This window comes from Kosakonia sp. CCTCC M2018092 (assembly GCF_003864115.1).
GTDB classification, from domain to species: Bacteria; Pseudomonadota; Gammaproteobacteria; order Enterobacterales; family Enterobacteriaceae; genus Kosakonia; species Kosakonia cowanii.
The window spans coordinates 2,544,756-2,571,300 of sequence record NZ_CP034225.1; the positions used below are offsets into that span (position 1 = coordinate 2,544,756).

27 protein-coding genes and 1 pseudogene are annotated in these 26,545 nt (G+C 55.8%); 15 read left to right on the forward strand and 13 right to left on the reverse strand.

What is annotated here, in order from left to right:
- Positions 1-90 precede the first annotated feature (90 nt).
- Entirely contained in the window at positions 91-2,136 is a 2,046-nt protein-coding gene (gene dcp, locus EH164_RS12120) for a peptidyl-dipeptidase Dcp (RefSeq protein WP_124968401.1), read from the reverse strand.
- A 185-nt stretch (positions 2,137-2,321) separates the two neighbouring features.
- Between dcp and ydfG the strand changes: the two genes are divergently transcribed.
- The 3 genes from ydfG to ydfZ all read left to right on the forward strand — a co-directional run bounded on the left by ydfG (position 2,322) and on the right by ydfZ (position 4,217).
- Positions 2,322-3,071 (forward strand): bifunctional NADP-dependent 3-hydroxy acid dehydrogenase/3-hydroxypropionate dehydrogenase YdfG, encoded by a 750-nt coding sequence (gene ydfG, locus EH164_RS12125; RefSeq protein WP_124968402.1) that lies wholly within the window; start codon positions 2,322-2,324, stop codon positions 3,069-3,071.
- A 90-nt stretch (positions 3,072-3,161) separates the two neighbouring features.
- Positions 3,162-3,848: a GntR family transcriptional regulator gene (locus EH164_RS12130; protein WP_124968403.1), complete on the forward strand. Its 687-nt coding sequence runs from the start codon at positions 3,162-3,164 to the stop codon at positions 3,846-3,848.
- Between the two features lie 165 nt (positions 3,849-4,013).
- Entirely contained in the window at positions 4,014-4,217 is a 204-nt protein-coding gene (ydfZ, locus tag EH164_RS12135; RefSeq protein WP_023481798.1) for a putative selenium delivery protein YdfZ, read from the forward strand.
- A gap of 52 nt (positions 4,218-4,269) precedes the next feature.
- On the opposite strand, the gene EH164_RS12140 is transcribed toward ydfZ, so the two are convergent.
- The 5 genes from EH164_RS12140 to EH164_RS12160 all read right to left on the reverse strand — a co-directional run bounded on the left by EH164_RS12140 (position 4,270) and on the right by EH164_RS12160 (position 8,998).
- Positions 4,270-5,733 (reverse strand): mannitol dehydrogenase family protein, encoded by a 1,464-nt coding sequence (locus EH164_RS12140; RefSeq protein ID WP_124968404.1) that lies wholly within the window; start codon positions 5,731-5,733, stop codon positions 4,270-4,272.
- Positions 5,734-5,879: 146 nt separating this feature from the next.
- Positions 5,880-7,268 (reverse strand): MFS transporter, encoded by a 1,389-nt coding sequence (locus EH164_RS12145; protein WP_124968405.1) that lies wholly within the window; start codon positions 7,266-7,268, stop codon positions 5,880-5,882.
- A 54-nt stretch (positions 7,269-7,322) separates the two neighbouring features.
- A complete protein-coding gene (locus EH164_RS12150) occupies positions 7,323-8,339 on the reverse strand; it encodes a Zn-dependent oxidoreductase (RefSeq protein WP_124968406.1) in 1,017 nt (338 codons plus the stop codon).
- A gap of 11 nt (positions 8,340-8,350) precedes the next feature.
- Complete coding sequence (locus EH164_RS12155; RefSeq protein ID WP_124968407.1) at positions 8,351-8,551, reverse strand: hypothetical protein; 201 nt, start codon at positions 8,549-8,551, stop codon at positions 8,351-8,353.
- Positions 8,552-8,671: 120 nt separating this feature from the next.
- Positions 8,672-8,998 carry a YnfA family protein gene (locus tag EH164_RS12160; RefSeq protein WP_124968408.1) on the reverse strand — a complete coding sequence of 109 codons (327 nt, stop codon included), beginning with the start codon at positions 8,996-8,998 and terminating at the stop codon, positions 8,672-8,674.
- A 134-nt stretch (positions 8,999-9,132) separates the two neighbouring features.
- Between EH164_RS12160 and EH164_RS12165 the strand changes: the two genes are divergently transcribed.
- Positions 9,133-9,471, forward strand: a complete 339-nt coding sequence (locus EH164_RS12165; RefSeq protein WP_124968409.1) for a DUF1283 family protein — start codon at positions 9,133-9,135, stop codon at positions 9,469-9,471.
- A 48-nt stretch (positions 9,472-9,519) separates the two neighbouring features.
- Complete coding sequence (speG, locus tag EH164_RS12170; RefSeq protein ID WP_023481559.1) at positions 9,520-10,080, forward strand: spermidine N1-acetyltransferase; 561 nt, start codon at positions 9,520-9,522, stop codon at positions 10,078-10,080.
- An 18-nt stretch (positions 10,081-10,098) separates the two neighbouring features.
- Here the strand turns inward: speG and EH164_RS12175 are convergent, their stop codons facing one another.
- On the reverse strand, positions 10,099-10,809 hold the full coding sequence (locus tag EH164_RS12175) for a YnfC family lipoprotein (RefSeq protein ID WP_023481821.1): 711 nt from the start codon (positions 10,807-10,809) through the stop codon (positions 10,099-10,101).
- 191 nt (positions 10,810-11,000) lie between these two features.
- On the opposite strand from EH164_RS12175, the gene EH164_RS12180 reads away from it, so the two are divergent.
- The 9 genes and pseudogenes from EH164_RS12180 to osmV all read left to right on the forward strand — a co-directional run bounded on the left by EH164_RS12180 (position 11,001) and on the right by osmV (position 19,759).
- Positions 11,001-11,282, forward strand: a complete 282-nt coding sequence (locus EH164_RS12180; protein WP_023481755.1) for a DUF1161 domain-containing protein — start codon at positions 11,001-11,003, stop codon at positions 11,280-11,282.
- Positions 11,283-11,434: 152 nt separating this feature from the next.
- Positions 11,435-13,873 (forward strand): selenate/tellurate reductase subunit YnfE, encoded by a 2,439-nt coding sequence (gene ynfE, locus EH164_RS12185; RefSeq protein ID WP_124968410.1) that lies wholly within the window; start codon positions 11,435-11,437, stop codon positions 13,871-13,873.
- 10 nt (positions 13,874-13,883) lie between these two features.
- The gene (locus tag EH164_RS12190; RefSeq protein WP_124968411.1) at positions 13,884-14,501 is read left to right on the forward strand and encodes a DMSO/selenate family reductase complex B subunit; all 618 of its coding nucleotides are present in this window, start codon (positions 13,884-13,886) and stop codon (positions 14,499-14,501) included.
- Position 14,502: 1 nt separating this feature from the next.
- Positions 14,503-15,360 carry a DmsC/YnfH family molybdoenzyme membrane anchor subunit gene (locus tag EH164_RS12195; RefSeq protein ID WP_124968412.1) on the forward strand — a complete coding sequence of 286 codons (858 nt, stop codon included), beginning with the start codon at positions 14,503-14,505 and terminating at the stop codon, positions 15,358-15,360.
- Positions 15,361-15,424: 64 nt separating this feature from the next.
- A complete protein-coding gene (gene dmsD, locus EH164_RS12200) occupies positions 15,425-16,036 on the forward strand; it encodes a Tat proofreading chaperone DmsD (RefSeq protein ID WP_124968413.1) in 612 nt (203 codons plus the stop codon).
- 282 nt (positions 16,037-16,318) lie between these two features.
- A complete protein-coding gene (osmY, locus tag EH164_RS12205) occupies positions 16,319-17,029 on the forward strand; it encodes an osmoprotectant ABC transporter permease OsmY (protein ID WP_023481750.1) in 711 nt (236 codons plus the stop codon).
- Positions 17,030-17,049: 20 nt separating this feature from the next.
- A pseudogene (gene osmX, locus EH164_RS12210) lies at positions 17,050-17,954 on the forward strand (osmoprotectant ABC transporter substrate-binding protein OsmX).
- Between the two features lie 9 nt (positions 17,955-17,963).
- Positions 17,964-18,611, forward strand: a complete 648-nt coding sequence (osmW, locus tag EH164_RS12215; protein ID WP_023481843.1) for an osmoprotectant ABC transporter permease OsmW — start codon at positions 17,964-17,966, stop codon at positions 18,609-18,611.
- A complete protein-coding gene (gene osmV / locus EH164_RS12220) occupies positions 18,611-19,759 on the forward strand; it encodes an osmoprotectant ABC transporter ATP-binding protein OsmV (protein ID WP_023481673.1) in 1,149 nt (382 codons plus the stop codon). Before osmW ends, osmV begins: the two co-directional genes overlap by 1 nt.
- A 54-nt stretch (positions 19,760-19,813) precedes the next feature.
- On the opposite strand, the gene EH164_RS12225 is transcribed toward osmV, so the two are convergent.
- The 5 genes from EH164_RS12225 to EH164_RS12245 form a co-directional block, all read right to left on the reverse strand.
- Positions 19,814-20,770: a hypothetical protein gene (locus tag EH164_RS12225; RefSeq protein WP_124968414.1), complete on the reverse strand. Its 957-nt coding sequence runs from the start codon at positions 20,768-20,770 to the stop codon at positions 19,814-19,816.
- Between the two features lie 59 nt (positions 20,771-20,829).
- Positions 20,830-21,744, reverse strand: a complete 915-nt coding sequence (locus EH164_RS12230) for a hypothetical protein (protein ID WP_124968415.1) — start codon at positions 21,742-21,744, stop codon at positions 20,830-20,832.
- Positions 21,745-21,921: 177 nt separating this feature from the next.
- Positions 21,922-22,617 (reverse strand): dethiobiotin synthase, encoded by a 696-nt coding sequence (gene bioD, locus EH164_RS12235; protein ID WP_023481465.1) that lies wholly within the window; start codon positions 22,615-22,617, stop codon positions 21,922-21,924.
- A 125-nt stretch (positions 22,618-22,742) separates the two neighbouring features.
- Complete coding sequence (mlc, locus tag EH164_RS12240) at positions 22,743-23,963, reverse strand: sugar metabolism global transcriptional regulator Mlc (RefSeq protein WP_023481507.1); 1,221 nt, start codon at positions 23,961-23,963, stop codon at positions 22,743-22,745.
- A 128-nt stretch (positions 23,964-24,091) separates the two neighbouring features.
- Positions 24,092-24,988, reverse strand: a complete 897-nt coding sequence (locus tag EH164_RS12245) for a LysR family transcriptional regulator (RefSeq protein ID WP_124968416.1) — start codon at positions 24,986-24,988, stop codon at positions 24,092-24,094.
- Positions 24,989-25,110: 122 nt separating this feature from the next.
- On the opposite strand from EH164_RS12245, the gene EH164_RS12250 reads away from it, so the two are divergent.
- On the forward strand, positions 25,111-26,361 hold the full coding sequence (locus EH164_RS12250; protein WP_124968417.1) for an MFS transporter: 1,251 nt from the start codon (positions 25,111-25,113) through the stop codon (positions 26,359-26,361).
- Positions 26,362-26,428: 67 nt separating this feature from the next.
- On the opposite strand, the gene EH164_RS22930 is transcribed toward EH164_RS12250, so the two are convergent.
- The gene (locus EH164_RS22930) at positions 26,429-26,521 is read right to left on the reverse strand and encodes a KPN_01571 family protein (protein WP_208864599.1); all 93 of its coding nucleotides are present in this window, start codon (positions 26,519-26,521) and stop codon (positions 26,429-26,431) included.
- Positions 26,522-26,545: the final 24 nt, after the last annotated feature.

Genomic DNA, 26,545 nt, shown 5'->3' on the forward strand with positions numbered 1-26,545 from the left:
CGGCTTCCAGTTGCATCTGCTATCGACGGGGCCGCTTGAGCATAAAAAAACCGGGCATCTCGCCCGGCTCTTTTTCCATCCTGCGAAGATTTATTCGCTTAAGCCCCGATTTTTCAGCATCGGTTCGATCTGCGGATCGTGCCCGCGCCACTGGCGATAGAGTTCCGCTAAATCGGTACTATTGCCGCGCGACAAAATGGCGTCGCGGAATTTCTGCCCGTTTTCACGGCTCAACCCGCCCTGCTCAACGAACCACTGATAGCCATCATCGGCGAGCATTTGCGTCCATAAGTAGGCGTAATAACCCGCGGCATAACCACCGCCGAAGATATGGGAAAAATAGCTGCTACGATAGCGCGGCGGTACGGCGGCCAGGTCGAGCTTCTCTTTGGCGATAGCCTGCGCCTCAAAGCTTCCCACATCGTTGACTTCAACATTCGCTGCCAGCCCATGCCAGTTCATATCCAGCAACGCTGCGCTCAGCAGTTCGGTCATGTCGTAACCTTTATTAAACTGCGTGGCGCGCAGCATCTTGTCGCGCAGGGCATCCGGCATCGGCTCGCCGCTTTGGTAGTGGCGAGCGTAATGGGCAAACACCTGCGGCTGGCTGGCCCAGTGCTCGTTGATCTGCGACGGGAACTCAACAAAATCGCGCGGCGTGTTGGTTCCGGAGAGGCTGGCGTAGCGCTGGCTGGCAAACAAGCCGTGCAGCGTATGGCCAAACTCGTGGAAAGTCGTAATCACCTCATCCCAGGAGAGCAGCGCAGGCTGCCCGTTGGCCGGTTTCTGGTAATTGCAGACGTTGTAGATAACCGGTTGCGTGCCGTTAAGCGTCGACTGCTCGATAAAGTTACCCATCCAGGCGCCGCCGCTTTTCGAGTCGCGGGCAAAGAAGTCGCCATAAAAGAGCGCCAGCCCGCGATCGTCAGCATCAAAAATCTCCCATACACGAACATCCGGATGGTAAACGGGGATATCAAACCGCTCCTGAAAACGGATGCCGAACAGCTGGCTTGCCGCCCAGAAGACCCCTTCCGTTAATACCGTGTTCAAGGCGAAGTAGGGTTTAATCTGCGTCTCATCGAGATCGTATTTCGCCATGCGAACCTGTTCCGCGTAGAAGGCCCAGTCCCAGGCCTGCGCGGTAAACCCACCCTGCTGGTTATCGATAACCTGCTGAATATCAGCCAGCTCGCGTTCAGCGCGCGCACGAGCAGCTGGCGCGATATTGCGCATAAATTCCAGCGCTGCCTGCGGCGTACCGGCCATCTGATCGGCAATCTTCCAGCTGGCGAAATCATCAAAGCCGAGCAGATGCGCCTGCTGAGCCCGCAACTGCGCCAGACGCAGCACCAGCGCGCGGGTGTCGTTGGCGTCGTTGCGCTCGGTACGCAGCCAGCTGGCTTTAAACAAATTCTCTCGCGTCTGACGATCGCGCAGTACGGCCAGCGCTGGTTGCTGAGTGGTGTTAAGCAGTGTTAACAGCCAGCGGTTTTCCAGCCCTTTTGCCTTCGCCGCTTCGGCGGCATGCTCAATCTCTTCAGCGCTCATGCCGTCGAGTTGGCGGACATCGTCCACCACCAGGCCGCCCGCTTTATCCGCCGCCAGCAGGCGCTGATTGAAGTGGCTAATCAGCGACGCTGCTTCCGTATTAAGCGCTTTCAATGTCGCTTTATCCTGCTCATCCAGCATCGCGCCCGCCAGCACAAATCGCTGATAGGTCACTTCAACCAGGCGCATTGATTCAGCGTCGAGGTTCGCGGTATCCAGGCTTTTCCATACCGCTTCAACGCGGTCAAAAAGCTGTTCATCAAGATAAATGTCGTTCGCCAGCCCAGCTAATTCCGTGGAGAAGGCCTCATCAAGTTGCTGGAGGAAATCATTGGTGTCTGCCGACGTCATGGCAAAAAAGACGCTGGTCACGTAAGTGAGCAAGGCACCGCTCTGCTCCAGCGCCAGGATGGTGTTATCGAAGTCCGCAGGCGCGCTGTTTTGCGCGATCGCCGCAATCTGCTCGCGTTTTTGTCGCATCCCTTCATCAAAGGCCGGGCGATAGTGCTCCTGCGCAATAAGATCGAAGGGCGGTGCCTGATACGGCAGCGGGCTGGCAATAAAAAAGGGATTGGTGACCGACATAGTTTGCTCCTGAATGCGGTAAGTCTCCTCAGAGTAGGCATCCGCCGCGCGCGACGCAATGCTTTCTCGACCCTGCACAAGCCACCATTTTTTGCCACACTCTTTAACAGTCAAAACTTGTATTGCCGCCTCTGTGCGGTGCATGCTATGTCACGACATCACAAAAATCGTTGAGGAACAAAGAGATGATTATTCTTGTTACCGGGGCAACCGCAGGGTTTGGCGAGAGCATTACCCGCCGCTTTATTCAAAATGGCCACCACGTGATCGCCACCGGCCGCCGCCAGGAGCGCCTGCAGGAGCTGAAAGAGGAGCTGGGCGAGAATCTCTACACCGCGCAGCTGGATGTGCGTAACCGTGCGGCGATCGACGAGTTTATCGCCGCCCTGCCCGCGCAGTGGCGCGAAATTGATGTGCTGGTCAATAACGCCGGGCTGGCGCTGGGCATGGAGCCCGCCCACAAAGCCAGTGTGGATGACTGGGAAACGATGATCGACACCAACAATAAAGGGCTGGTCTATATGACCCGCGCCGTGCTGCCAGGCATGGTTGAGCGCAATCGCGGTCATATTATCAACCTTGGATCAACGGCCGGTAGCTGGCCTTACGCGGGTGGCAACGTCTACGGCGCGAGCAAAGCCTTTGTGCGCCAGTTCAGCCTCAACCTGCGCACCGATCTGAGCGGTACCGCAGTGCGTGTCACCAATATCGAGCCGGGTCTGGTTGGCGGCACCGAATTCTCCAACGTGCGCTTTAAAGGCGATGACGATAAAGCGACTAAAACCTACGAAAACACCACCGCGCTGAGCGCGGAAGATGTGACCGAAGCGGTATGGTGGGTGGCGACACTGCCGAAGCATGTCAATATCAACACACTTGAGATGATGCCGGTCAGCCAGAGCTACGCCGGTCTGAGCGTGCACCGCCAGAGCTGATGCTTCCCGCCCGGCCTGCGGGCCGGGTATGGGATGTGCGCAGAAACAATGGTATGGTAGCCGGGTTAACCCTTTAAAAAGTAAGAGCGAATGGCCTCCGAAACGCAACTCAATCCTACGCAGCCCGTTAATCAACAGATCTACAGCATCCTGCGACGGGATATTGTCCACTGCCTGATCCCACCGGGCACACCACTCTCGGAAAAAGAGGTGTCGGTGCGTTTTGACGTCTCGCGCCAGCCGGTGCGTGAAGCTTTTATCAAGCTCGCGGAAAACGGCTTGATTCAGATCCGCCCTCAGCGCGGAAGCTACGTTAATAAAATCTCGCTTACACAAGTGCGCAACGGTTGCTTTGTCCGCCAGGCGATAGAGTGCGCCGTGGCACGCCGCGCCGCGCAGATGATTGATGACAGCGCCTGTTATCAGCTTGAGCAGAATCTCCACCAGCAGCGGATCGCCATTGAGCGTAAGCAGCTGAATGATTTCTTTGAACTGGATGATGATTTTCACCACAAGCTGGCGCTGATTGCAGACTGCCAGCTGGCGTGGGATACGATTGAAAACATCAAGGCGACTATCGACCGCGTACGCTATATGAGCCTCGATCACGTTTCACCCCCGGAGATGCTGCTGCGCCAGCACCAGGCGATTTTCGAAGCGCTGGAAAAACGCGACGCCGATGCGGTTGAAAATGCCATGACCCTGCATCTGCAGGAGATCAGCGAATCGGTTAAAACCATTCGCCAGGAGAATCGCGACTGGTTCAGCGAAGAGTAACTCCCCCTCTTTTCCCCTTATCAGGTCACCTTTTTTGCCGGAAAAAAGTGTGACCTTGATCAAAAGCAAAAACTCATCATCTCAGTGGCGTATTTATAGGGCGTCCGTTTTGGGGCCATCTTCTGCCCCGGTTCGCTTTATGGATATTATCAAGGAGAAACCATCATGATGACTTATGACCGTAACCGTAACCCTATCACCACCGGCTCACGCGTGATGATTAACGGCACTGGCCGCACTGGCAAAATTGTCGCTATTCACGCCGAGGGATTAAGCGCTGAAAAAGTGCGCCGTAACAAAACGGTGGAAGTGGAAGGGTGTGAAGGCAAATTCGAGCCGGTAGAGCTGATCCGCCTCGGCCTGCACTGATCGGCAAGACGTGATGAATATGAATGCCGCCGCGGCGGCATTCATTGTTGAGTTACAGCCCGGCAGCAAATTGCGCGACCGTCGCTTTTGCCCCTTTCGCCAGCAGCATCTGATACGCCTTTTGCACCTGCGCGACAAACGCTCTCTCTTTCGGCAACTCACGGCCAAAGATCGCCTCAATGCCCAGCAACGCCTCTACGCGAGCTTCCCCTTCTGCACTGCTGTTAACTGCCTGCTGAATCACAGACAGTAGCGGATCGCACACCTCAATCGCCTGCCCCTGCTCGTCAACGCCACCGACATAGCGCATCCAGCCCGCGATGCCTAACGCCAGCAGGGAGAAATCACTGCCCTGCGTCAGATGCCAGCGCACAGAATCGAGCATGCGCTGCGGCAGCTTCTGACTGCCGTCCATGGCAATCTGCCAGGTACGATGGCGCAGCGCGGTATTGCTGTATCGTGCGATCAGCAGATCGGCGTAATGCGCCAGATCGACGCCTTCGACTTTCAGCGTCGGAGCCTGTTCGCGCAGCATCAGGGCATGTGCTGCGCGGCGGTAGTGTTCATCTTCCATGCATTCGTTGATGTGCTGATAACCCGCCAGATAGCCGAGATAGGCGAGGAAGGAGTGACTGCCGTTCAGCATGCGCAGCTTCATCTCTTCAAACGGCACCACATCACTCACCAGCTCAGCCCCCGCTTTCTCCCACGTCGGGCGGCCTGCGACAAAGTTATCTTCAATCACCCACTGACGGAACGGTTCACAGGCGACGCCCGCCGGATCGCGCACGCCGGTAAGCTGTTCGATCTTCTCAAGGGTTTCCGCCGTCACAGCCGGGACGATACGATCGACCATCGTGGAGGGAAAGGTGACGTTCTCTTCAATCCAGCGCGCCAGCGCGGCGTCCACCGTGCGGGCATAGGCGCAGACAACGTTGCGCGTAACGTGGCCATTTTCCGGCATGTTGTCGCAGGACATCACGCTGAACGGCGGTAAACCTGCGGCTTTGCGACGCGAGAGCGCTTCGACAATCACCCCGGCGGCGGATTTTGGCTGATGCGGGTTTTGCAGATCGGCTACGATCAGCGGGTGATCGAGCATCAGTTCCCCGGTCGCCGGTGAGTGGCAGTACCCTTTCTCGGTGATGGTCAGCGAGACAATCGCAACCTGCGGCTCACACATGGCATCCAGCACCGTTTCCAGCCCGTCCACCTGCGCATGCAGCGCGCGTTTCGCCACGCCAACCACGCGCGCGGTCCACGCATCGGCGGACATCTCCGCCACGGTGTAGAGATTATCCTGCTGTTTCAGATCGGCAATCTGCTGCTCGCCGCCGATAAGATTAACTTCGCAGTAGCCCCAGTCGCTGCCGTGCTCTGCGGCGAGAATATCGGTGTAGACCGACTGATGCGCGCGGTGAAACGCGCCAAAACCAAGATGCACAATGCGCGCAACCAAAGTGCTGCGATCGTACTGAGGTAACGTGGCTTTCGCCGTTAACAGCCTGTTTTCCATGGTGAGACTCGTCTTATTAAATGAAACAGTGGTTCACTAGATTAAGGCGTAGCGCAAACCCGACTATGATTTGCGACAGGATTTGCTGACTACACCAACTAGAATGGTAACCAAATGTGTCTTAGGCCTGAGTAAACTGGTTCAACTCAGACATAGTGGCGAGATGCAACAGGCTGCGCCGCGCTTTGGTTCTGGCTTTGAGGTTCAGCGGCGTCTTGCAGAATACTCAAATCACGGTCGCGTACTTCCGGCATTAGTACAGCGGAGACGAGGCCAATCACCGAGTAAGCCATTAACATCACCGCGATTGGCCACCACGCACCGGTCATATTACAGAAGATACCCGCCAGTACCGGCCCGAAACCGACCGCAATCAGACCACCCGCCTCTTTTGAGATCGCCATGCGCGTAAAACGGTTACGTGAGCCGAACATCTCCGCCATGGTGATATTCTCGAGCGCGAACAGCCCCAGTACGGCGATATTATGGATAACGATGATCGACAGCATAATCACGCCGGGCGCGTAGCTTTTATCGACAATCACCGCCATCATTGGCCAGGCAAGCAGCACCGATGAAACGCAGAGACAAATATAGGGCAAACGGCGACCCACTTTGTCCGACAACCAACCGAGCAGCGGTATGGTGATAAAACCAATAATCGAGCTAATCATTAACGCATCGGTGGGGATGCGTTTCTCAAACAGCAGCGTCTGCACCAGGTAGCCTGCGAGGAAAGTCTGAATCAGACCGGAATTACCCGCCTGACCAAAACGCAGCCCCGTCGCCAGCCAGAACGTTTTGCTGCTGAACATCGCACCCAGGCTAGTCTGCTCCGGAGCGATCTTCGCCGGTGCCTGTTCACCTTCATGTACCTGTTCAAACACCGGGCTCTCTTTCAGGTTCAGACGTAACCAGATGGCGAACAGCATGACCACCACGCTGGCAATAAAGGGAACGCGCCAGCCCCAGGCCAGCAGCGCTTCACGATCGAGCGCAAAGAACATGATCGCCCAGATGGCAGTGGCGCTCAGCGTACCGCAGTTGGTGCCCATCGCCACCAGTGAGGAGATGATGCCGCGCTTTCCCTTCGGCGCATATTCGGCAAGCATGGTTCCGGCACCGGAAATTTCAGCCCCGGCGCCAAAACCCTGAATGACGCGCAGCGTCACCAGCAGCACCGGTGCGAATATGCCAATCTGCGCGTAGGTGGGTAATACGCCAATCAAGGTCGTACAGATGCCCATCATGGTGATGGTGATAAAGAGCACTTTTTTACGCCCGATGCGATCGCCCATTTTGCCAAAAACAAATGCGCCGATAATTCGTGCGATATAGCCCGCTCCGTAGGTTCCCATCGCCAGGATGAGCGCCATCGCAGCGGACTGCTCCGGGAAGAAAATTTCATGAAAAACCAGCGCCGCACCGAGGGAGTAGAGCTGGAAATCCATAAATTCAAGGGCGGTGCCCAGCCAGCCGGATACCGCCGCTTTCACCAGGTCCGAGGTCGTTCTTTCAGCTTTTACGTCAGTCATAATCGCCTTCTCAATCGTGTTGAATGCGTACGCCTGCAACGCACTTATTGTTATTTAATTGAACGTTAATAAAACCTTGCAGCAGCGACGCTGGTCTTTTTCAAACAGTTCAATCGCATCTGTGACGTGGTGATACGCAAATTTATGCGTCACCAGTTTGCCCGGGTCGATAAGCCTGCGCGCCAGCCAGTCGATAACCACCGGGAATTTATTGGCGTTGAGACGGGAGGAGAAAATCGACAGCTCTTTACCGGTAATGCCCTGCTGGACAATGGTGCTGGGCTCGCTGGAAAAACCCATTATCACGATGCGCGCCGCGGGCGATGCCAGCGTAATCGCCTCCTGCAAAATCGACGGATGACAGGCGGCATCGATAATCAACGTCGGTTTGATGCCAGCCTGTGTCAGCACCTCGGGCAGCGCTTGCTGGCTGTTGTTAATCACCCGATCGGCCCCGCTGCGCTGCGCCATCGCCAGCCGCTCATCGATTCGGTCAACGACGATGACCTGCTTAACGTTGTAGACCCCCTTCAACACCTGCAATGTGGTCAGCCCCATCGGCCCTGCGCCGTAAATCAGCGCCACATCATTTTCGCCGGGCTGAACCTGGCCGGTGACATTCGCGGCGATGGTATAGGGCTCAACCATCACGGCATCTTCGTCGGAAATCGTGTCGGGAATGACCCAGGCGTTGCGTGCCGGAACCGTTGCATATTCGCTAAAGCCACCATCCCGGTGGACACCGAGCACCACCAGTTCGGTACAGACATTCGGTTTACCGACCGAACAGGGGTAGCAGTGGCCACAGCTAATCACCGGATCGACCGCCACCCGCTCACCGATTCGCGAGGGTGAGACGCCTTCGCCAACGGCATCAATCAGCCCGAAGAATTCATGACCAATAACCCGCGGATATCTGGCGAACGGATTATGCCCGCGATAAATATGGCTGTCGGAGCCGCAAATCCCGGCGAGCTTAATGTTGACGCGCACCTCCCCGGCAGCGGGCTCTGGCAGAGGGCGTTCAGCAAGGATCAGCTGATTAGGTTGTTCAATTACCACACTTTTCATAGAGATATCCTTTATGACCGGTTCCACAAAGAGCCGGACAGGCCATTCAGCGTTGGGCAAAGATAAGAGTCAGGCGTTGAGATGAAGCCGCGATGGCGGCCGCCAGGCGAGGCGTCGCCCGGCGTAATCAGGCCGTTATCGGGGCAGTGATGCGGTGAGAAACGTTGGCACTCCGCCAGGCTGGCGTAGCGTTTTACAGGTGCAATTTTCATCGGAAATCCCTTACATCAAATGAATGTGTTGTAAGGGAACTTACGGAATGTGGCAACTACCATACAAGTATAACGATCGAAATTTACGCGTTCGATCACAGAACTTTAACACTTACCTTCTCAATTACGTGACCAGCCTGCGACGATGATCAACATACCGCACAGAGCAACCCCTGCGCCCAGCCAGTCATAAACGGTCAGTTTTACCCCTTCGACAACGCGCAGCCAGAGAAGCGCGGTGCAGACGTAAACCCCGCCGTAAGCAGCATAGACGCGCCCGCTGGCGACCGGGTGGAGCGTCAGCAGCCAGACAAAAAGCGCCAGTACGATCGCGGCAGGAATAAGTAGCAGTGGTGAGCCGTCGCGTTTTAGCCACAGCCAGGGCAAGAAACAGCCTACAATTTCACACAGAGCGGTGACAAAAAAGAGCAGCGTAGTTTTCAGCATAGTCAGGTCGTTTATTGAAAATAGGTTGAACCATCTTACCTGATAATGCTCTTACAGTCGGTTTCGCCCCGGTATGCTGGCAGGCGGAGATCGCTTAGAATAGAGACGTTTTTCCTCACTTAAGGACCATTGCCATGACTTCTACACTTAGCAAACGCCTGTGCCTGACCGCAATGCTGACGCTGGGTGCCATTGTGTACACCACTTCCGCACTGGCTGAAACCAACCGTCTGGTGATTGAATCGGGCGACAATGCGCTGTCCCGTCAATCCGCCGCGATGGAAAAAGAGCAGTGGAACGACACCCGCAGCCTGCGCCACAAAGTTAATAAACGCGTCGAGAAAGAGTGGGACAAAGATGATGTCGCCTTTGATGCGCGCGATAACTGCCAGAAAAGCAGCAACCTGAATGCATACTGGGAACCCAATACCCTGCGCTGTCTGGATCGCCGCACCGGGCGTGAAATTCGGTAATCTCGTCGGGCGCGCTGCGCCCGCCTTCATCTCAGAGAAAGGATTTTTATGAGTGACGACTATCCTGTTCGTCTTCGCCCGCTTGAGCGCGAAGACCTTCGATTTGTCCACCAGCTCGACAACAACGCCAGCGTAATGCGCTACTGGTTCGAAGAGCCCTATGAAGCCTTCGTTGAACTCTCCGATCTTTACGACAAACACATTCACGATCAGAGCGAGCGCCGTTTTGTCGTCGAGTGTAATGGCACCAATGCCGGTTTGGTGGAGCTGGTTGAAATTAACCATGTGCACCGCCGCGCGGAGTTTCAAATCATTATCTCGCCGGAATTCCAGGGCAAAGGACTGGCGTCAAAAGCGGCTAAGCTGGCGATGGATTATGGTTTTACGGTATTAAACCTCTATAAGCTCTATCTCATCGTTGATAAAGAGAATGAGAAAGCAATTCATATCTACCGCAAACTGGGTTTTCAGGTGGAGGGGGAATTAATTCACGAGTTCTTTATTAATGGCGAATACCGCAACACCATCCGCATGTGTATTTTTCAGCAGCACTATCTGCAAGAGCATAAAACCAGCGGTAGTACGCTGTTAAAACCCACCGCGCAATAAGCGCGGGGGCTAACAGCATCAATAATACTCAATGGTGTTTTTGATGCTGTATTTATGTGTCACCTGCGGAGTCACGCTCTCATCAACAATCTCCAGGCTACAACTCAGCGGATTATCATGCTTATCGTAGTCGCAGGTCTGCTGCACTTTACTCAGCGGCTTATCATTAAGCGTGCTCACTGCAGCGTAATCGAGCTTTTTGCGCTTATCTTTCGCTGGCGTGGAAGCAACATCGAGATGCACATCTTTCGAAGTGGTCGATTTCCCGAGCGGGTAACCTTCGTCATCATAGCGATACTTCACTTCCATATCTTTGCCCGATGCGCGCACCACAAAGCCGTTATCGTCGGTGTCCCAGGTGACGCCCGCCGACGGGAATTCTGCCAGCTGGCATTTCCCCTGTAGCCGCAGTCGCTTCTCCTGCGTTTCGGCTTCGATATAGTAATTGGCATCCAGCACCAGCGATACGCCGCTATTATTCTCCAGATCGTGAAGTTCGAGCGTATCGAAACAGCCCTCTTTCGACAGCGTTCCGCTGACGCGCTTCGTCACCTCGCCCTTCTCGTTAAGCAGGGTCTGACTAAAGTTTTTTACCGCGCCGCGCAGAGGATCAAAATCGAATTCATTCGAAAAACTTGCCATCTCCGGCGTGAATGCGACCGGGCCTTTTTCCTCATCACATCCGGCCAAAATCAGGGTCAGAGAGATGAGTAATAACTGTTTTTTCAAAGGTTTCACCACAGTTTTCTTTAGAATGGCGCTTATATTAGCAAAACATTTACCCTATAGCGTAATGAGTTAACGACTTCCTTATCGGGTATCTGCGGAATTTCACATACAGGTAAGATGATTCAGAGATTTACCTTTTGTCGAAAAGAGAAGTGCTAAGCTTAAAGCGCACAATAAATAAGGAGACAAGCATGCACTATTCACGTTGGCTGTGCGCAGCACTGCTGGTAGGTTCTGTTCCTGCTTTCGCCGCGCCGGATTCATGCGAACGCGTAAAAACGGATATCCAGCAAAAAATTATTAACAATGGCGTCCCGGAGTCCGGGTTCGAATTGACCGTGGTACCAAACGATCAAGCTGAACAGGCGGGCGGCCAGGTGGTTGGCCACTGCGCCAACGACACTTACAAAATTATCTACGCCCGTAATGGCGGCGCATCATCTCAGAACGAAAACAGTAACAGCAATCAGTAAAATCTAATCCCCCTGATTTCCAGGGGGATTCCCCTCTATTTGATCGTGCATAACATTCCCCTACTCCTTAATGATTAACATACCTCCATCATTAGCCTGCTTTTAATTTGCGCGGGTAAGTTTTTATTTAAAAAATAATAATGGAGTGAGTCATGTCGAAGACGGAATATGCCGGGGGTATTAGCCGACGAACGCTGGTAAAGTCGACCGCCCTTGGATCGTTAGCGCTGGCAGCAAGCAGTTTTTCTCTTCCGTTTGGTATGCGCTCCGCCGCTGCCGCGGTGCAACAGGCGATGCAACCCGCGCCGGATAAAGTGGTCTGGGGAGCCTGCTCAGTCAATTGCGGCAGCCGCTGCGCCCTGCGTCTGCATGTGCGCGATGAGGAGGTCTACTGGGTCGAAACCGACAACACCGGCGAAGACCAGTATGGCAACCACCAGGTGCGCGCCTGCCTGCGCGGTCGCTCTATCCGGCGGCGTATCAATCACCCGGATCGTCTCAACTACCCGATGAAACGGGTCGGCAAACGCGGCGAAGGCAAATTTCAGCGCATCAGCTGGGACGAAGCCCTCGATACCATCGCCACCCGCCTGAAAGGGGTGGTGGAAAAGTATGGCAACGAAGCGGTCTATATCAACTACTCCTCCGGCATCGTCGGCGGCAACATTACCCGCTCATCCCCTTCCGCTTCGCTCGTCGCCCGCCTGATGGCGATGTATGGCGGTTTTCTTAACCAATATGGTACCTACAGCACGGCGCAGATCGCCTGCGCGATGCCCTACACCTACGGCTCCAACGAAGGGAACAGCACCTCCGATATCGAAAACAGCAAGCTGGTGGTGATGTTCGGCAACAACCCGGCGGAGACCCGCATGAGCGGCGGCGGCATTACTTATTTTCTCGAGCAGGCGCGCGAACGCTCCAATGCGCGAATGGTGGTGATTGACCCGCGCTATACCGACACCGCCGCCGGACGCGAAGATGAGTGGGTGCCGATCCGCCCGGGCACCGACGCCGCATTGGTTGCTGGCATGGCCTGGGTGCTGATCAGCGAAAACCTGGTCGATCAGCCCTTCCTCGATAACTACTGCGTCGGCTACGACGAGAAAACCCTGCCCGCCGGTGCACCGGCAAACGGCCACTACAAAGCCTATATTCTCGGCCAGGGCGATGACGGCGTAGCGAAAACGCCGCAGTGGGCGTCGCGTATAACCGGTATTCCGGCAGACAAAATCATTAAGCTCGCCAGAGAGATTGGCAGCACCAAACCGGCCTATATCTGCCAGGGCTGGGGCCCGCAGCGCCAGGCCAACGGCGAACTGACCGCCCGTGCGATCGCCATGCTGCCAATCCTCACCGGCAATGTCGGCATTAATGGCGGCAACAGCGGCGCGCGCGAGTCGACCTACACCATTACCATTGAGCGGATGCCGATGCCGGAGAACCCGGTGAAGACTGCCATCTCCTGCTTTAGCTGGACCGACGCCATCGCCCGCGGGCCGGAGATGACGGCAACGCGCGACGGCGTGCGCGGTAAGGAGAAGCTCGATGTGCCGATTAAGTTTATCTGGAACTATGCCGGTAACACCCTCGTCAACCAGCACGGTGACATCAATCACACCCACGATGTTCTACAGGATGAGAGCAAGTGCGAGACGATCGTGGTGATTGAGAACTTTATGACCTCGTCGGCGATGTACGCCGACATCCTGCTGCCGGATCTGATGACCGTTGAGCAGGAGGATATTATCCCCAACGACTACGCCGGCAACATGGGCTATCTCATCTTCCTGCAACCGATCACCGCGCCGAAGTTCGAGCGCAAAGGCATCTACTGGATCACCAGCGAGATCGCCCGCCGCCTCGGGCCGGATATCTACCAGCGCTTTACCGAAGGGCGCACGCAGGAAGAGTGGCTGAAATACCTCTACGCCAGAATGGTCGCGAAAGATCCGCAGCTCCCCTCCTACGAGGCGTTGAAAGCGATGGGTATCTACAAGCGTAAAGATCCGAACGGTCACTTTGTGGCCTATAAAAAATTCCGTGACGACCCGCAGGCCAACCCGCTGAAAACGCCGTCGGGCAAAATCGAGATCTACTCCAGCAAGCTGGCGGAGATCGCAAGCCGCTGGGAGCTGCAAAACGATGAAGTGATAAGCCCGCTACCGGTCTATGCCTCCACTTTTGAGGGCTGGGACGATCCGGCGCGCGCCACCTTCCCGCTGCAACTGTTCGGTTTTCACTACAAAGCGCGTACCCACTCCAGCTACGGCAACATTGATGTGCTGAAAGAGGCCTGCCGCCAGGAGGTGTGGATCAACCCGCTTGATGCCGAACGGCGCGGGATTAAGAACGGCGATCTTGTCCGGGTCTTTAACGACCGTGGCGAAGTGCGGATTGCGGCGAAAGTGACGCCGCGCATTATGCCGGGCGTCAGCGCCATGGGTCAGGGTGCGTGGCACCAGGCGGATATGGCGGGGGATCGCGTCGATCACGGCGGTTGCGTCAATACGCTGACCACGCACCGCCCTTCGCCGCTGGCGAAAGGCAACCCGCAGCACACCAATCTGGTCGACATTCAAAAGGTTTAAGGAGTAGCCGATGAGCACCCAGTATGGATTTTTTATTGATTCCGCCCGCTGCACCGGTTGTAAAACCTGCGAACTGGCCTGTAAAGATTACAAAGATTTAACCCCGGACGTCAGTTTCCGCCGCGTCTACGAGTACGCGGGCGGCAACTGGCAGGAGGATAACGGCGTCTGGCAGCAAAACGTCTTTGCCTACTATCTCTCCCTCTCCTGTAACCATTGTGAGGATCCGGCCTGCACCAAAGTCTGCCCCAGCGGCGCGATGCATAAACGCGAAGATGGCTTTGTGGTGGTCGACGAAGAGGTCTGTATCGGCTGTCGCTACTGCCATATGGCCTGTCCGTACGGCGCGCCGCAATACAATGCGGCAAAAGGCCATATGACCAAGTGCGACGGTTGCCACGAGCGCGTGGCCGAGGACAAAAAGCCTGTCTGCGTCGAGTCCTGCCCGCTGCGCGCCCTCGATTTTGGTCCGATTGAAACGCTGCGTAAAAAGCACGGCACGCTGGCGGCGGTCGCGCCCATTCCGGCGGCGCACTTTACCCGCCCGAATATTGTCATCAAACCCAACGCCAACAGCCGTCCGGCCGGGGACACAAGCGGCTATCTGGCTAATCCACAGGAGGTATGAAATGGGAAACGGATGGCATGAATGGCCGCTGGTATTGTTTACGGTGCTTGGTCAGTGTGTCGTGGGCGGTGTCATTGGCACCGGCCTGGTATGGATGGCTAATGAGGGCGATCGCCGCGGTCAGTTGCATATTGTGCGCAGCCAGTTTTTCCTCTGGCTGCTGATGGGCATCGGCTTTGTCGCCTCAATGATGCACCTCGGCTCTCCGCTGCGCGCCTTTAACTCCCTTAACCGCATTGGTGACTCTGCGTTGAGTAATGAGATTGCCGCCGGCTCGCTCTTTTTTGCCATCGGCGGCATCTGGTGGCTGCTGAACTGGCTGGGAAAAATGCCTGCTGGCCTCGGGCGCATATGGCTGCTGATCGGTATGGTCTCTGGCGTGCTGTTTGTCTGGGCGATGACGCGGGTCTATCAGATTGAGACCGTGCCGACCTGGCATAACGGCTACACCACTGCCAGCTTCTTCCTCACCATGCTGATTGGTGGCCCGCTGCTCGCAGCACTGCTGCTGCGTCTGGTCGGCATGCGCTTTCCGGCCTCCCGTTTTGCGGCGATAAGCGCGATCGCGCTGCTGGCAAGCGCAGCGGTGGTGATGATGCAGAGCATGCAGCTTGGCGAGATTCACTCTTCCGTGCAGCAGGCGACCGCGCTGATCCCCGATTATGGCTTGCTCCAGGCGCTGCGACTGCTGCTTTTAGCGCTGGGGCTGGGCTGCTGGATCTGCCCGCTGGTGCTGCGCAGACAGCCGCGCGTCAGTAGCTTGTTGGTTGGGTTTGCGCTGGTGGTTGCCGGGGAGCTGATTGGCCGCGGCCTCTTTTACGGGCTGCATATGACCGTTGGCGTCGCCGTTGCCGGGTGATTGATTGCAGGGCCGGATAGCGATTAGCGCTTATCCGGCCTTCGGCACTTTTTCGGGAAATACCATGACAGTTGAAAACCGTGAATCGTTTATTTTCACCGCCCGCGTGCTCGGCGCCCTCTTTTACTATCCGCCGGAGAGCGAACCTGCTGCGCCGCTGGTCAGCGCCTTTACGCACAATGCGTGGATGGCGTCATGGCCGCTGGCACAAAGCCTGCTGCTTCCGCTGGCTGAACAATTTTCAGCCAATGGTGAAGAGCCGTTAACCGACGCCTGGCAGCGGCTGTTTATCGGCCCGTGGGCGCTGCCAGCACCGCCGTGGGGATCGGTATGGCTGGATAAAGAGTGCGTGCTGTTTGGCGACTCAACGCTGGCGCTGCGCCAGTGGCTGCGCGACAACAATATTGCTTTCGAGATGCAGCAAAACGAGCCGGAGGATCATATCGGCACCCTGCTGATGCTGGCGGCCTGGCTGGCGGAGCAGGGAAAGACGCAGGCCTGCGATGAGCTTCTGGCGTGGCATCTGCTGCCGTGGTCGGGCCGCTTTCTTGCCGTGCTGGAGGAGCAGGCGCAGCACCCTTTCTGGCAGGCGCTCGCCCGGCTGGCACAGCTAACTTTGGCAGAGTGGCAAGCGAACCTGTTAATGCCTGTGGCGCAGAAGCCGCTTTTTCGTTAACACCCTCTCTTTCACATGCCGGGATAGTTTATCCCGGCAACCATATGTGACAACGTCACTCCTGCCGCTTCGCTTTTAAGACAATTCTTTAATATTCCGATCAGCCTGTACGCAGTAAGGCTTACTGTGAAAAAGCCGATTGCCGCTGGGTTTTAAAAAGCGGCTTCAGAACTGGAAGCATCCCCGCACGCTTGCTATAGCTCAAAGCACCCTGCCGAACATGGCATAACAACACGCAACCTGCCGTTGCTATAACGCATGCAAACAGGGAGAGACACTGCCATGCAGACTTCCATGCTTACCCGCGCGCTGCTGTTTATCGCCGGGATTGTCGCCATACTGGCGCTGATTACCTGGGGTGTCGGGCTGGAGACGATAAAAGCCCGCCAGGTGGATTTGATTTATCTCGGGCAACAGCACCTGATTCTGGTGTTCAGCTCAATGTTTTTTGCCCTGCTGGTCGGTATTCCCAGCGGTATCGCCCTTAGCCGCCCCGCCGCACGTGGGGTTGCCGAATATGTAATGCAGATTTTCAACGTTGGTAACACGCTGCCGCCGCTGGCGGTGCTGGCTCTGGCGATGGTGGTGATTGGCATTGGCGATATCCCGGCGATCATCGCGCTGTTCCTCGCCTCGCTGCTGCCGATTGTGCGCAATACCTATGCCGGGCTCTGCTCGGTGCCCGCCTCGTTAATTGAAGCGGCGAATGGGATTGGCATGACCAAATGGCAGCGCTTACGCCAGGTGGAGCTACCGAATGCCCTGCCGGTGATCCTCTCCGGGGTGAGAATTGCGACAGCGATTAACGTCGGTACCGCGCCGCTGGCGTTTCTGATTGGCGCCAGCAGCTATGGCGAACTGATCTTCCCCGGCATCTATCTCAATGATTTCCCGACGCTGATTTTAGGCGCAGCCGCCACGGCGCTGTTCGCCCTGATCCTCGATACCCTGCTGGCGGCGCTGGGCCGTCTTCTTAGCCCGCACACGGCGTGATAACAATAAGAGGAAGTGTGATGAAACGACTTTTTCATACGCTGGGCTGGCTGGCAGCAACGGCGCTAATTACCGCCAGCGCCCATGCGGCACCGCTGATTGTGGCGACTAAAAGCTTTACCGAGCAGCATATTTTGTCGGCCCTGACCGTGCAGTATTTGCAGAAAAAAGGCTTCCAGGTGCAGCCGCAGACCAATATCGCGACGGTGATTTCCCGTAACGCGATGATCAACAAGCAGGTCGATATGACCTGGGAGTATACCGGCACCTCGCTGATTATTTTTAACCACATCAACAAACGCATGTCGGCACAGGAGACCTACGACACCGTCAAACGCCTCGATGCGAAACACGGTCTGGTGTGTGGCTTAACCCGGCCAACATGAACAACACCTATGCTTTCGCCATGCAGCGTAAACGCGCCGAGGCTGAGCACATCACCACCATGTCGCAAATGGTGGCGAAGATTGAAGAGATCCGTAAAACCAACCCGAAAAAGAACTGGCTGCTGGGCCTCGATCTGGAGTTTGCCGGGCGCAGCGACGGCATGAAACCGTTGCAGCAGGCGTATGGCATGGAGCTGGATCGCCCGCAAATCCGCCAGATGGATCCCGGTCTGGTCTATAACGCCATCCGCGACGGCTTTGTCGATGCCGGTCTGGTCTACACCACCGATGGCCGCCTGAAAGGCTTCGATCTGAAAACGCTGGAGGATGATAAAGGCTTCTTCCCGAGCTATGCGGTCACGCCGGTGGTGCGTAAAGACACCCTTGAGGCCAATCCGGGCTTAGCGGATGCGCTCAATACCCTCTCCGGGCTGCTGAACAACGAGGTGATTATCTCCCTCAACGCGAAAGTCGATATCGATCACCAGACGCCGCAGCAGGTCGCCCGCGACTTCCTGCGCGAGAAAGGGTTGCTGTAAGGAGAGCCTATGGACACGATTCACTACATGATGGACAACGCTGGCTACCTGGCGAGCCTCACCTTCCAGCATCTCTGGCTGGTGCTGCTGGCGGTGGGCATGGCGATACTCATTGGCGTACCGCTGGGGGTTTTGATTGTGCGCCACAAATGGCTGGCAACGCCGGTGCTTGGCCTGGCGACGCTGGTGCTGACCATCCCATCAATTGCCCTGTTTGGGCTGATGATCCCGCTCTTTTCTCTGGTCGGCCAGGGGATTGGCGCGCTACCGGCCATTACTGCGGTGTTTCTCTACTCGCTGCTGCCGATTGTGCGCAACACCCACACCGCCCTCGACAGCCTGCCGCCGGGGCTGCGTGAAGCGGGCCGCGGGATTGGCATGACCTTCTGGCAGCGCCTGCGCTGGGTGGAGATCCCGATGGCGCTGCCGGTGATTTTCGGCGGGATCCGTACCGCTGTGGTGATGAATATTGGCGTAATGGCTATCGCCGCCGTGATTGGTGCGGGCGGGCTGGGACTGCTGTTGCTGAACGGCATCGGCGGGAGTGATATCCGCATGCTGATTGCCGGCGCGGTGATGATCTGTGTGCTGGCGATTGTGCTCGACTGGTTACTGCACCGCTTACAAATCGTGCTGACGCCGAAGGGGATTCGATAATGATTAAACTGGAAAATCTGACCAAACAATTTACGCAAAAGAACGGCCAGAGTGTGAATGCCGTCGACAATGTCAACCTGATGGTACCGGAAGGTGAAATGTGCGTGCTGCTCGGCCCTTCCGGCTGCGGCAAAACCACTACGCTGAAGATGATTAACCGCCTGATTACGCCAAGCAGTGGCAAGATCCTGATTAATGGTGAAGACACTAGCGGGATGGATACGGTTACTCTGCGGCGCAATATCGGCTATGTGATCCAGCAGATCGGCCTGTTTCCCAATATGACCATCGAAGAGAATATTACCGTGGTGCCGCGCATGCTGGGCTGGGATAAAGCGCGCTGCAAAAGCCGTGCGGAAGAGCTGATGGAGATGGTGGCGCTCGATGCGAAAAAGTTTCTGCACCGCTACCCGCGCGAGATGTCCGGGGGCCAGCAGCAGCGTATCGGCGTGATCCGCGCGCTGGCGGCCGATCCACCGGTGTTGCTGATGGATGAACCCTTCGGCGCGGTCGACCCGATCAACCGCGAAGTGATCCAGAACCAGTTCCTTGAAATGCAGCGCGCGCTGAAAAAGACGGTGCTGCTGGTCAGCCACGATATCGACGAAGCATTAAAGCTCGGCGACCGCATTGCGGTGTTCCGTCAGGGACGCATCGTGCAGTGCGCCAGCCCCGATGAGCTGCTGGCAAAACCGGCGAATGAGTTTGTCGGATCGTTTGTCGGCCAGGACCGGACGCTTAAGCGCCTGCTGCTGGTTTCTGCCGGGGACGTGACCGATCAGCAACCGACCATTACCGTGCGCGAATCGACCCCCGCTGCTGAGGCGTTTGCCATTATGGATGATAACGATATGCGTGCCGTAACGGTGGTCGACGGTGCCGGTAAGCCGCTCGGCTTCGTTAAACGCCGCGAAGCGCGCCATGATGCCCGCGACTGCGCTGCCCTGCTGCATCCGTTCCGCATCACCGGTAAAGCTGAGGATAACCTGCGCGTGGTGCTTTCAAGGCTCTATGAGAGCAACACCAGTTGGATGCCAATCGTCGATGAAGAGGGTCGCTATAACGGCGAGATTTCACAGGACTACATCGCCGAGTATTTAAGCTCCGGGAAAACGCGCCGGGCGCTGGCGATCCACAGCGAGAGTTAAGGATATTTGCCAAATGGCGCTAACCGCAGGCCGGATAAGCTGCAGTTAGCGCCTTCAGGTCACCGATTTCATTTTGCGCGCAAGATAAGCTTTAATATTTGGCCAATTCCGCTGCTCTGTTTTCCCGTACAAATCACTGAACCCTTCGGCAAAAGCCTCTTCCGCCCCGCCGCTGGTGCCGCCCTGCCAGTAGTAGTTATCAAATGATTCCGGCGATGTGTTGCCCAGATCTTTTTCCCAGGCAGAAATAAAACTGGGTCGTCTGCTTAAATAATCGCCCGCCTCGCCCGTGCCCTTTGGCCCCATTAACGCTTTTTCGCCAAAGCTACGATCAATTGCGTGACCATATTCGTGTAATACCAGGTTCGTTGAACTGTGCCCACCAGCCAAAGACCATCCGCCACCTTCTTTTTTACTTAAAGAGATGATGGTTTCGTCTGGATGTGTTCCCGGAAGCGCGACTTTTCCTGGCGCCCCCATACCACTGACTGATTGCAACGTCTGTCCGGCAGGCCACCCTCTCGGACTGAAATCTTTATATTTCGTCATCCGAGGATGGTTAGTAATATTTTCATTTGTTGCGGTGAGAACCTGACCCAACGAAAACGCTTTTTGTAATACATTCGACGGGATTTTATGCAAATAGCGTCTTATTTCACCTACATCAACAGGCAGATTATTTGGCGTGGTAAGCGTATGTATTTTACTGTTAATCAAATCTCTCATGGCGATAAAATCAGCGATCGCCGCCATATGCTCAGCGGTAAGATTTCGATCGCTGTTCAATGGGATACTATCACTAAGCGCATTCCAGATTTCGTTATAGACCGTTTCCCCATAAATCTTGTAGATTTCATGAAATGCCTGTTGGTAGGTTCGCAACGTTCGCGGGAGCCAAACCCGCTGCGCCTGTATTGCAATACGCTCCCGCTCCGTCATCGCATTGTCACCCTGTTCATGAGACGAAGCGGACGGCTGCGCTCTGGCTTTCTCTTTTGCATAGGTATACATCAGTTTCTCTCCAGGGCTTTGATTTACCGAAGCACCGCGATGAACAGCCGCCAGGATCGTTATCTGTACAACCTGTAAATATCACCTTTATATTTTTTTACTTCCGCAGGTGATTGCTCAACAAAACGATAGGTGGTTCCGCTCCGCCCCATATATTTAAACTTGGCTCCTACCGGAAAAATACTCTCCTGCTCGGCAACGTCACCATATTTAAACTCTTTTGGATTGCCTATGATGTCGTATATCACACCCAGTTCATCACTATCTGAAGAAGTATTATATTTACCGGAAGCAAACCGCTCTGCCATATTTTTATCGTGGGTGACCGACATGAGGAAATTGGCGCTGACTAACATTCCAGGTTCGATGGCATCAAGAACAGGTCTGTGTTTTGTTCCCCTAAAATAGGAATCCATGCCCGAAGATCTCGCCTCTTCCGCAGCCTGATTCATGATTGCAATTGCATTCCCTTTTTTGCTCAATGTTTTTATGACTCTTTTTATATCTATCCCTGGCGCGAAGGGGGCTGGATTTTCGCCGACTTCAAACTGTTTTCTGGCATCCCGAGCCACCGTGGTAGCATCAGGCACCTCAATCTGCTGACCTTTTTCCTTTCTGATAAGTGAGTTTATATATAGCGCCCCCCGGTTTGTTGCATATAAATAGAGTGCCCCATCCACTATGTCGGCAGGGAATTTTTCAGATGCAGCAGCAGGCGCTGGTTTGACACTCCTGGATGGAGCAGCGCTTGCGTTACTATTGGCCCCCGCAGTCGCACCTGAGCGATATTTACCGACCAGCAGATGAGGCTGTTTTAATTTAGGGTTGAGTTGTTTGATTTTATCGAGGATGTTTTTGAGGTCATCCTTAGGGAAATTACTCATTCTCAACTGTTCAAGGATTTCATCCTCTGAAGGCGCGGCAGTATGTGAGGAAATTGGGGGCTTAGTTTTCTCTTTTGCATATGCATACATAGCCTTTATCTCCGGGGACATTTTTCAATTAAGCGTAGCCCTCGCCGGAAATCTCTAACTTCCCTTTCAGATATTTCATTCAAAAATATGCAGTGTAAACAGGCGTAGTGCGCTAGTCGGAATGCGCCAGGCCGGACAGGCATCAGCGCTATCCGGCAAAAGATTCAGAAAAGCGGCTCAGGCGAGCACGCGGTCAGCGACCAGCATGCCGGTGGCCATTTGCAGATTGATATAGTGGGCGAGATCGCGCTGTTCCGGGCGGGGGAGATAGGGCAGCTCACCCACCAGTGGTGCGGGCAGTTTTTTGCTGAGCACGTTGATGATCTCGGCATAATGCGCAAGGCCTGGGTTGATGCGGTTTGCTACCCAGCCGATCAGCGGCAGGCCATCGCTGGCGATCGCCTGAGCGGTGAGTAGGGCATGGTTGAGACACCCTTCCTGAATCCCCACCACCATCACCACCGCCATCTGCTCCTGTACCACCCACTCGGAGAGCGGACGCAGATCGTTCATCAGGCTGCGCCAGCCGCCGGTGCCTTCGACAACAACGTGATCGACCTGCTTACACAAATCGGCCAGGCCGTTCGACAGCAGGGTGTAGTTGATGGGACAGCTGTGCGCTACGCTGCTCTCCTCCTCACTCAGCGCGATCGGGTTGATGGCACTGTAAGGCAGTTCGAGGGAGGAGACACTTTGCAGCACCAGCGCGTCTTTATTACGCAGCCCTTCCGGCGTTGCCTGACTTCCTTTTGCAACAGGCTTATAACCTGCCACCGTTTTGCCGCTGGCAGCCAGCGCCTGGAGCAGCGCGCGGGACGCCACTGTCTTCCCGACAGAAGTGTCTGTACCCGTAACAAAGAAACGCTTAAGCATAAGTAACTCCACCGTTAAGCAACGAAAATATAATCCGGAAATATAATTCAGAGCAGAAAGTCTACGGGAAGTGGTGGAGGCTCAATTTGAGATAGCGCAATTTTTATCGCGACTGGGTAAAAATGTTACCCCTGTAACAAACGAATCAGCAGCGATCCGTTATACATCGCGTCTTTTACCAGCGCGGCACCCGCCATAGTGCCCTGATTAGTGAACTGCGTACTCTCAACGGAGATATGTTGGCTATATGCGGGTAGCGCCTGCTGGCGAATGCAGTCGGCAATGGTGGGAAACAGCACATCTGCCGCAAGGCTCAGTGGAGAGCCAATCAATATTTTTTGCGGGTTGAACAAATTGACCATGATGGCGAGAATGCGCCCGACATTCGCCCCGACGCCGCTGATGATATCTTTTGCCAGCAAATCGCCCTTCAGCGCCGCCTGGCACAGCCACTCCACCGTCAGGGGTTGCTGGTGCAGCATCGAACTCATCGACTGGCTCATGCGCAGCTGCGCCAGCTCCAGCACGCTCTCCACGCTGGCGATGGTCTCCAGGCAGCCGTGGTTGCCGCAGTAGCAGCGCTTGCCGTAAGGGTCGACTTGCGTATGTCCAATCTCCACCAGGCTGCTGCTGCCCGCATGGAGCAGGCGTCCATCGGTGATCACCCCGGCACCGACGTTATGGTCGATCACCACCTGAATCACATCCCGTGCGCCGCGCGATGCGCCAAACAGCGCTTCCGCCATCGTCCAGGCGCTGATGTCATGCTGCACATAGACCGGCACGCCGGTGTGCGCCTCCAGCGCTTCGCCGAGCGGCATCTCCTTCACATCCTCATAAAAAGGCATGCGGTGGATAACGCCATTTTCCGTATCAATAATGCCCGGTAGCGTGATGGCGATTGCCGTCAGCCGCTCCAGCTTATGCTGATGGCGGATAAAAAACTGATCGATTTGGGTAATGATGCGAGTGAGCAAGGGTTCGGCGGCGGTTAAGGGAAGATCGAGACGATCCTCGACCACCAGCTTGCTGCTTAAATCGCGCAGGGAGAGGAAAATTTCGCCGCGGCTAATTCGCAGCGAGAGGTAGTGCCAGGCTTCAGTCTCCACCACCAGCCCGACCGCCGGACGCCCACGGCTGCCCGGCTCCTGGATCTCCGTCTCCTGCACCAGGTGGGCTTCCAGCATCTCGCGTACGATTTTGGTGATGCTTGCCGGAGCCAGTTGCGCCAGACGGGAGAGGTCGATACGCGAGACCGGGCCAAGCTGGTCGATGAGGCGATAGACTGCGCCCGCATTGGTCTGCTTTATTTGATCAATATGCCCCGGCTGGCTATCAGCGACCACCTCATACTCCCTTATTTTCGCGCTTCGAAATAAACATTCGGCTATGGTGAAACACTTAATGGCTGTCGTCAAATATTTACCCATGCTTGTGATTTAACGCACATTTTGCCCGCCGTTATGGGTGAAATTCAGCCGTTTGCCGCGTCAAGGAGCTGCTGTTTGAAACGCGCCGCCGCCGCCCCCTGCTCCTGGTGTTTTGACCACACCAGCCACATCTCCGAAACGGCATCCTCCTCAATTATCGGTATCCAGCACATCTCGCTGAGCTGAACGCGGTGAAACGAGGCGGGCAAAATCGAAACGCCAAGCCCCGCCGCAACCAGGCCGATAATGGTCATCGCCTCGCCCACTTCCTGCGCGATGCGCGGCGTCAACTGGTAGCGTCGCATCAGGCTGAGGATATCGTCATACAGACCAGTGCCGACATGGGGATCGAAAAAGACAAACGGCTCCTGCGCCAGTTCGTGCAGCGAGACTGCCGTACGTGTTGCCAGCGGATGGTTACGCGGGATCATCGCCAGCAGCGGTTCGCGCAGGATCACCTCCCACGCCAGCGTCTCCGGCAGCGGGGTGTTGCGCATCAGACCGAGATCCAGCGTTCCTTCATTCAGTGGGGCTATCTGTTCGCGGGTATTGATCTCCCGCGTCTGGATATGGACATCCGGGTAGCGCTGGCGAAAGGAAGAGAGGGTATCTGAGACCGCTTTGATAAAGGGCGCGGAGGAGGTAAAGCCAATCCGTAACTCCCCCGTTTCGCCCTGGTGCAAACGCAGCGCACGGGCGGCGGCCTCATCCACCTGGTTTAAGATTTGACGGCTATCGGCCAGAAACTGGCGTCCGGCGGGGGTCAATGAGACGCTACGATTTGTGCGGGCCAGCAGCCGCGCGCCGACCTGCTGTTCGAGGATCTGAATTTGCTGGCTCAGGGGCGGCTGCGAAATGTTCAGCCGCGCGGCGGCATGACCAAAATGGAGCTCTTCCGCCACGGCGATAAAGTAGCGCAGATGGCGCAATTCGATATTCATTGATATGTATAACGACCTAGTTGAGATAATTAATATATTAGACAGAATATTGCCGCTTTCATACCCTTACGCCGTGGTAAGCCCGTCCCCGTAATGACGGGTCAAAAAGGTAAGGATCCCAAGTGAGTCGTACAACAACGGTTGATAGCGAACCGACACACATCGTTAACGAAAAACCCGCCGCCCTGCCGGGGCAGTTTATTAAACGGGGAACTCCCCAATTTATGCGCGTCACGCTGGCGCTCTTCTCCGCCGGGCTTGCGACCTTCGCCCTGCTCTACTGCGTTCAGCCTATCTTGCCGGTGCTCTCCCATGAGTTCGGTGTTTCGCCCGCCAGCAGCAGTATTTCTCTCTCCATTTCCACCGCCATGCTGGCGATTGGCCTGCTATTTACCGGGCCGTTATCGGATGCCATTGGACGCAAAAATGTGATGGTTACCGCGCTGCTTCTGGCGTCGTGCTGCACGCTGCTCTCAACGATGATGACCAGCTGGCACGGCATTCTGGTGATGCGCGCGCTGATGGGGCTCTCCCTCAGCGGCGTGGCAGCGGTCGGCATGACCTACCTGAGTGAAGAGATCCACCCCAGTTTTGTCGCCTTCTCAATGGGGCTTTATATCAGCGGCAACTCCATCGGCGGCATGAGTGGCCGTCTGCTAAGCGGCGTTTTTACCGACTTCTTTAACTGGCGGGTGGCGGTGGCGGTGATTGGCTGCTTTGCGCTGGCTTCGGCGCTGATGTTCTGGAAGATTTTGCCCCCCTCGCGCCACTTTCGCCCCTCTTCGCTGCGGCCAAAAACGCTGCTGATTAACTTCCGTCTGCACTGGCGCGATCGCGGCCTGCCGCTGCTTTTTCTCGAAGGCTTTTTGCTGATGGGGTCGTTTGTCACGCTGTTTAACTATATTGGCTATCGCCTGATGCAATCCCCGTGGATGCTGAGCCAGGCGGTGGTTGGCCTGCTGTCGGTGGCTTATCTGACCGGCACCTGGAGTTCGCCAAAAGCGGGCGCGATGACCAGCAAATATGGCCGCGGCCCGGTGATGATCGCCTTTACCGCGATTATGCTGCTCGGTTTACTGCTGACGCTCTTTTCGTCGCTGTGGGCGATCTTTATCGGCATGCTGCTTTTCACCAGCGGTTTTTTTGCCGCACACTCCGTCGCCAGCAGCTGGATTGGCCCGCGCGCTAAGCGCGCCAGAGGCCAGGCCTCGTCGCTCTATCTCTTCAGCTACTATCTTGGCTCGAGCGTGGCAGGAACCCTGGGCGGCGTCTTCTGGCACAGCTATGGCTGGAACGGCGTCGGCGGGTTTATCGCGGCGATGCTGGTGCTGGCCCTGCTGGTCGGCACACGGCTACACGCGCGTCTGCACTAGCGCGTATAAAGGAAGGCAGCCCTGCGCAAGCGGGGCTTTTTTTATTGCGATGTAGTGCGGAAAAGAGCTAGAAAAGCGCGAAGACGGAGCTTGCGCCCATCAACTCCCGCACAGCGTCAAGCGCCATTAAACTGCAGATCACCCAAATGAAAGGATTCATGGTTTTTTGCTGTGTTATGCGTTT

Excerpts from the sequence above, each read along its gene's own strand:
- dcp (WP_124968401.1), bottom strand. The coding sequence starts at position 2,136 with ATGTCGGTCACCAATCCCTTTTTTATTGCCAGCCCGCTGCCGTATCAG.
- ydfG (WP_124968402.1), top strand. The coding sequence starts at position 2,322 with ATGATTATTCTTGTTACCGGGGCAACCGCAGGGTTTGGCGAGAGCATT.
- EH164_RS12130 (WP_124968403.1), top strand. The coding sequence starts at position 3,162 with ATGGCCTCCGAAACGCAACTCAATCCTACGCAGCCCGTTAATCAACAG.
- ydfZ (WP_023481798.1), top strand. The coding sequence starts at position 4,014 with ATGATGACTTATGACCGTAACCGTAACCCTATCACCACCGGCTCACGC.
- EH164_RS12140 (WP_124968404.1), bottom strand. The coding sequence starts at position 5,733 with ATGGAAAACAGGCTGTTAACGGCGAAAGCCACGTTACCTCAGTACGAT.
- EH164_RS12145 (WP_124968405.1), bottom strand. The coding sequence starts at position 7,268 with ATGACTGACGTAAAAGCTGAAAGAACGACCTCGGACCTGGTGAAAGCG.
- EH164_RS12150 (WP_124968406.1), bottom strand. The coding sequence starts at position 8,339 with ATGAAAAGTGTGGTAATTGAACAACCTAATCAGCTGATCCTTGCTGAA.
- EH164_RS12155 (WP_124968407.1), bottom strand. The coding sequence starts at position 8,551 with ATGAAAATTGCACCTGTAAAACGCTACGCCAGCCTGGCGGAGTGCCAA.
- EH164_RS12160 (WP_124968408.1), bottom strand. The coding sequence starts at position 8,998 with ATGCTGAAAACTACGCTGCTCTTTTTTGTCACCGCTCTGTGTGAAATT.
- EH164_RS12165 (WP_124968409.1), top strand. The coding sequence starts at position 9,133 with ATGACTTCTACACTTAGCAAACGCCTGTGCCTGACCGCAATGCTGACG.
- speG (WP_023481559.1), top strand. The coding sequence starts at position 9,520 with ATGAGTGACGACTATCCTGTTCGTCTTCGCCCGCTTGAGCGCGAAGAC.
- EH164_RS12180 (WP_023481755.1), top strand. The coding sequence starts at position 11,001 with ATGCACTATTCACGTTGGCTGTGCGCAGCACTGCTGGTAGGTTCTGTT.
- ynfE (WP_124968410.1), top strand. The coding sequence starts at position 11,435 with ATGTCGAAGACGGAATATGCCGGGGGTATTAGCCGACGAACGCTGGTA.
- EH164_RS12190 (WP_124968411.1), top strand. The coding sequence starts at position 13,884 with ATGAGCACCCAGTATGGATTTTTTATTGATTCCGCCCGCTGCACCGGT.
- EH164_RS12195 (WP_124968412.1), top strand. The coding sequence starts at position 14,503 with ATGGGAAACGGATGGCATGAATGGCCGCTGGTATTGTTTACGGTGCTT.
- dmsD (WP_124968413.1), top strand. The coding sequence starts at position 15,425 with ATGACAGTTGAAAACCGTGAATCGTTTATTTTCACCGCCCGCGTGCTC.
- osmY (WP_023481750.1), top strand. The coding sequence starts at position 16,319 with ATGCAGACTTCCATGCTTACCCGCGCGCTGCTGTTTATCGCCGGGATT.
- osmW (WP_023481843.1), top strand. The coding sequence starts at position 17,964 with ATGGACACGATTCACTACATGATGGACAACGCTGGCTACCTGGCGAGC.
- osmV (WP_023481673.1), top strand. The coding sequence starts at position 18,611 with ATGATTAAACTGGAAAATCTGACCAAACAATTTACGCAAAAGAACGGC.
- EH164_RS12225 (WP_124968414.1), bottom strand. The coding sequence starts at position 20,770 with ATGTATACCTATGCAAAAGAGAAAGCCAGAGCGCAGCCGTCCGCTTCG.
- EH164_RS12230 (WP_124968415.1), bottom strand. The coding sequence starts at position 21,744 with ATGTATGCATATGCAAAAGAGAAAACTAAGCCCCCAATTTCCTCACAT.
- bioD (WP_023481465.1), bottom strand. The coding sequence starts at position 22,617 with ATGCTTAAGCGTTTCTTTGTTACGGGTACAGACACTTCTGTCGGGAAG.
- EH164_RS12245 (WP_124968416.1), bottom strand. The coding sequence starts at position 24,988 with ATGAATATCGAATTGCGCCATCTGCGCTACTTTATCGCCGTGGCGGAA.
- EH164_RS22930 (WP_208864599.1), bottom strand. The coding sequence starts at position 26,521 with ATGAATCCTTTCATTTGGGTGATCTGCAGTTTAATGGCGCTTGACGCT.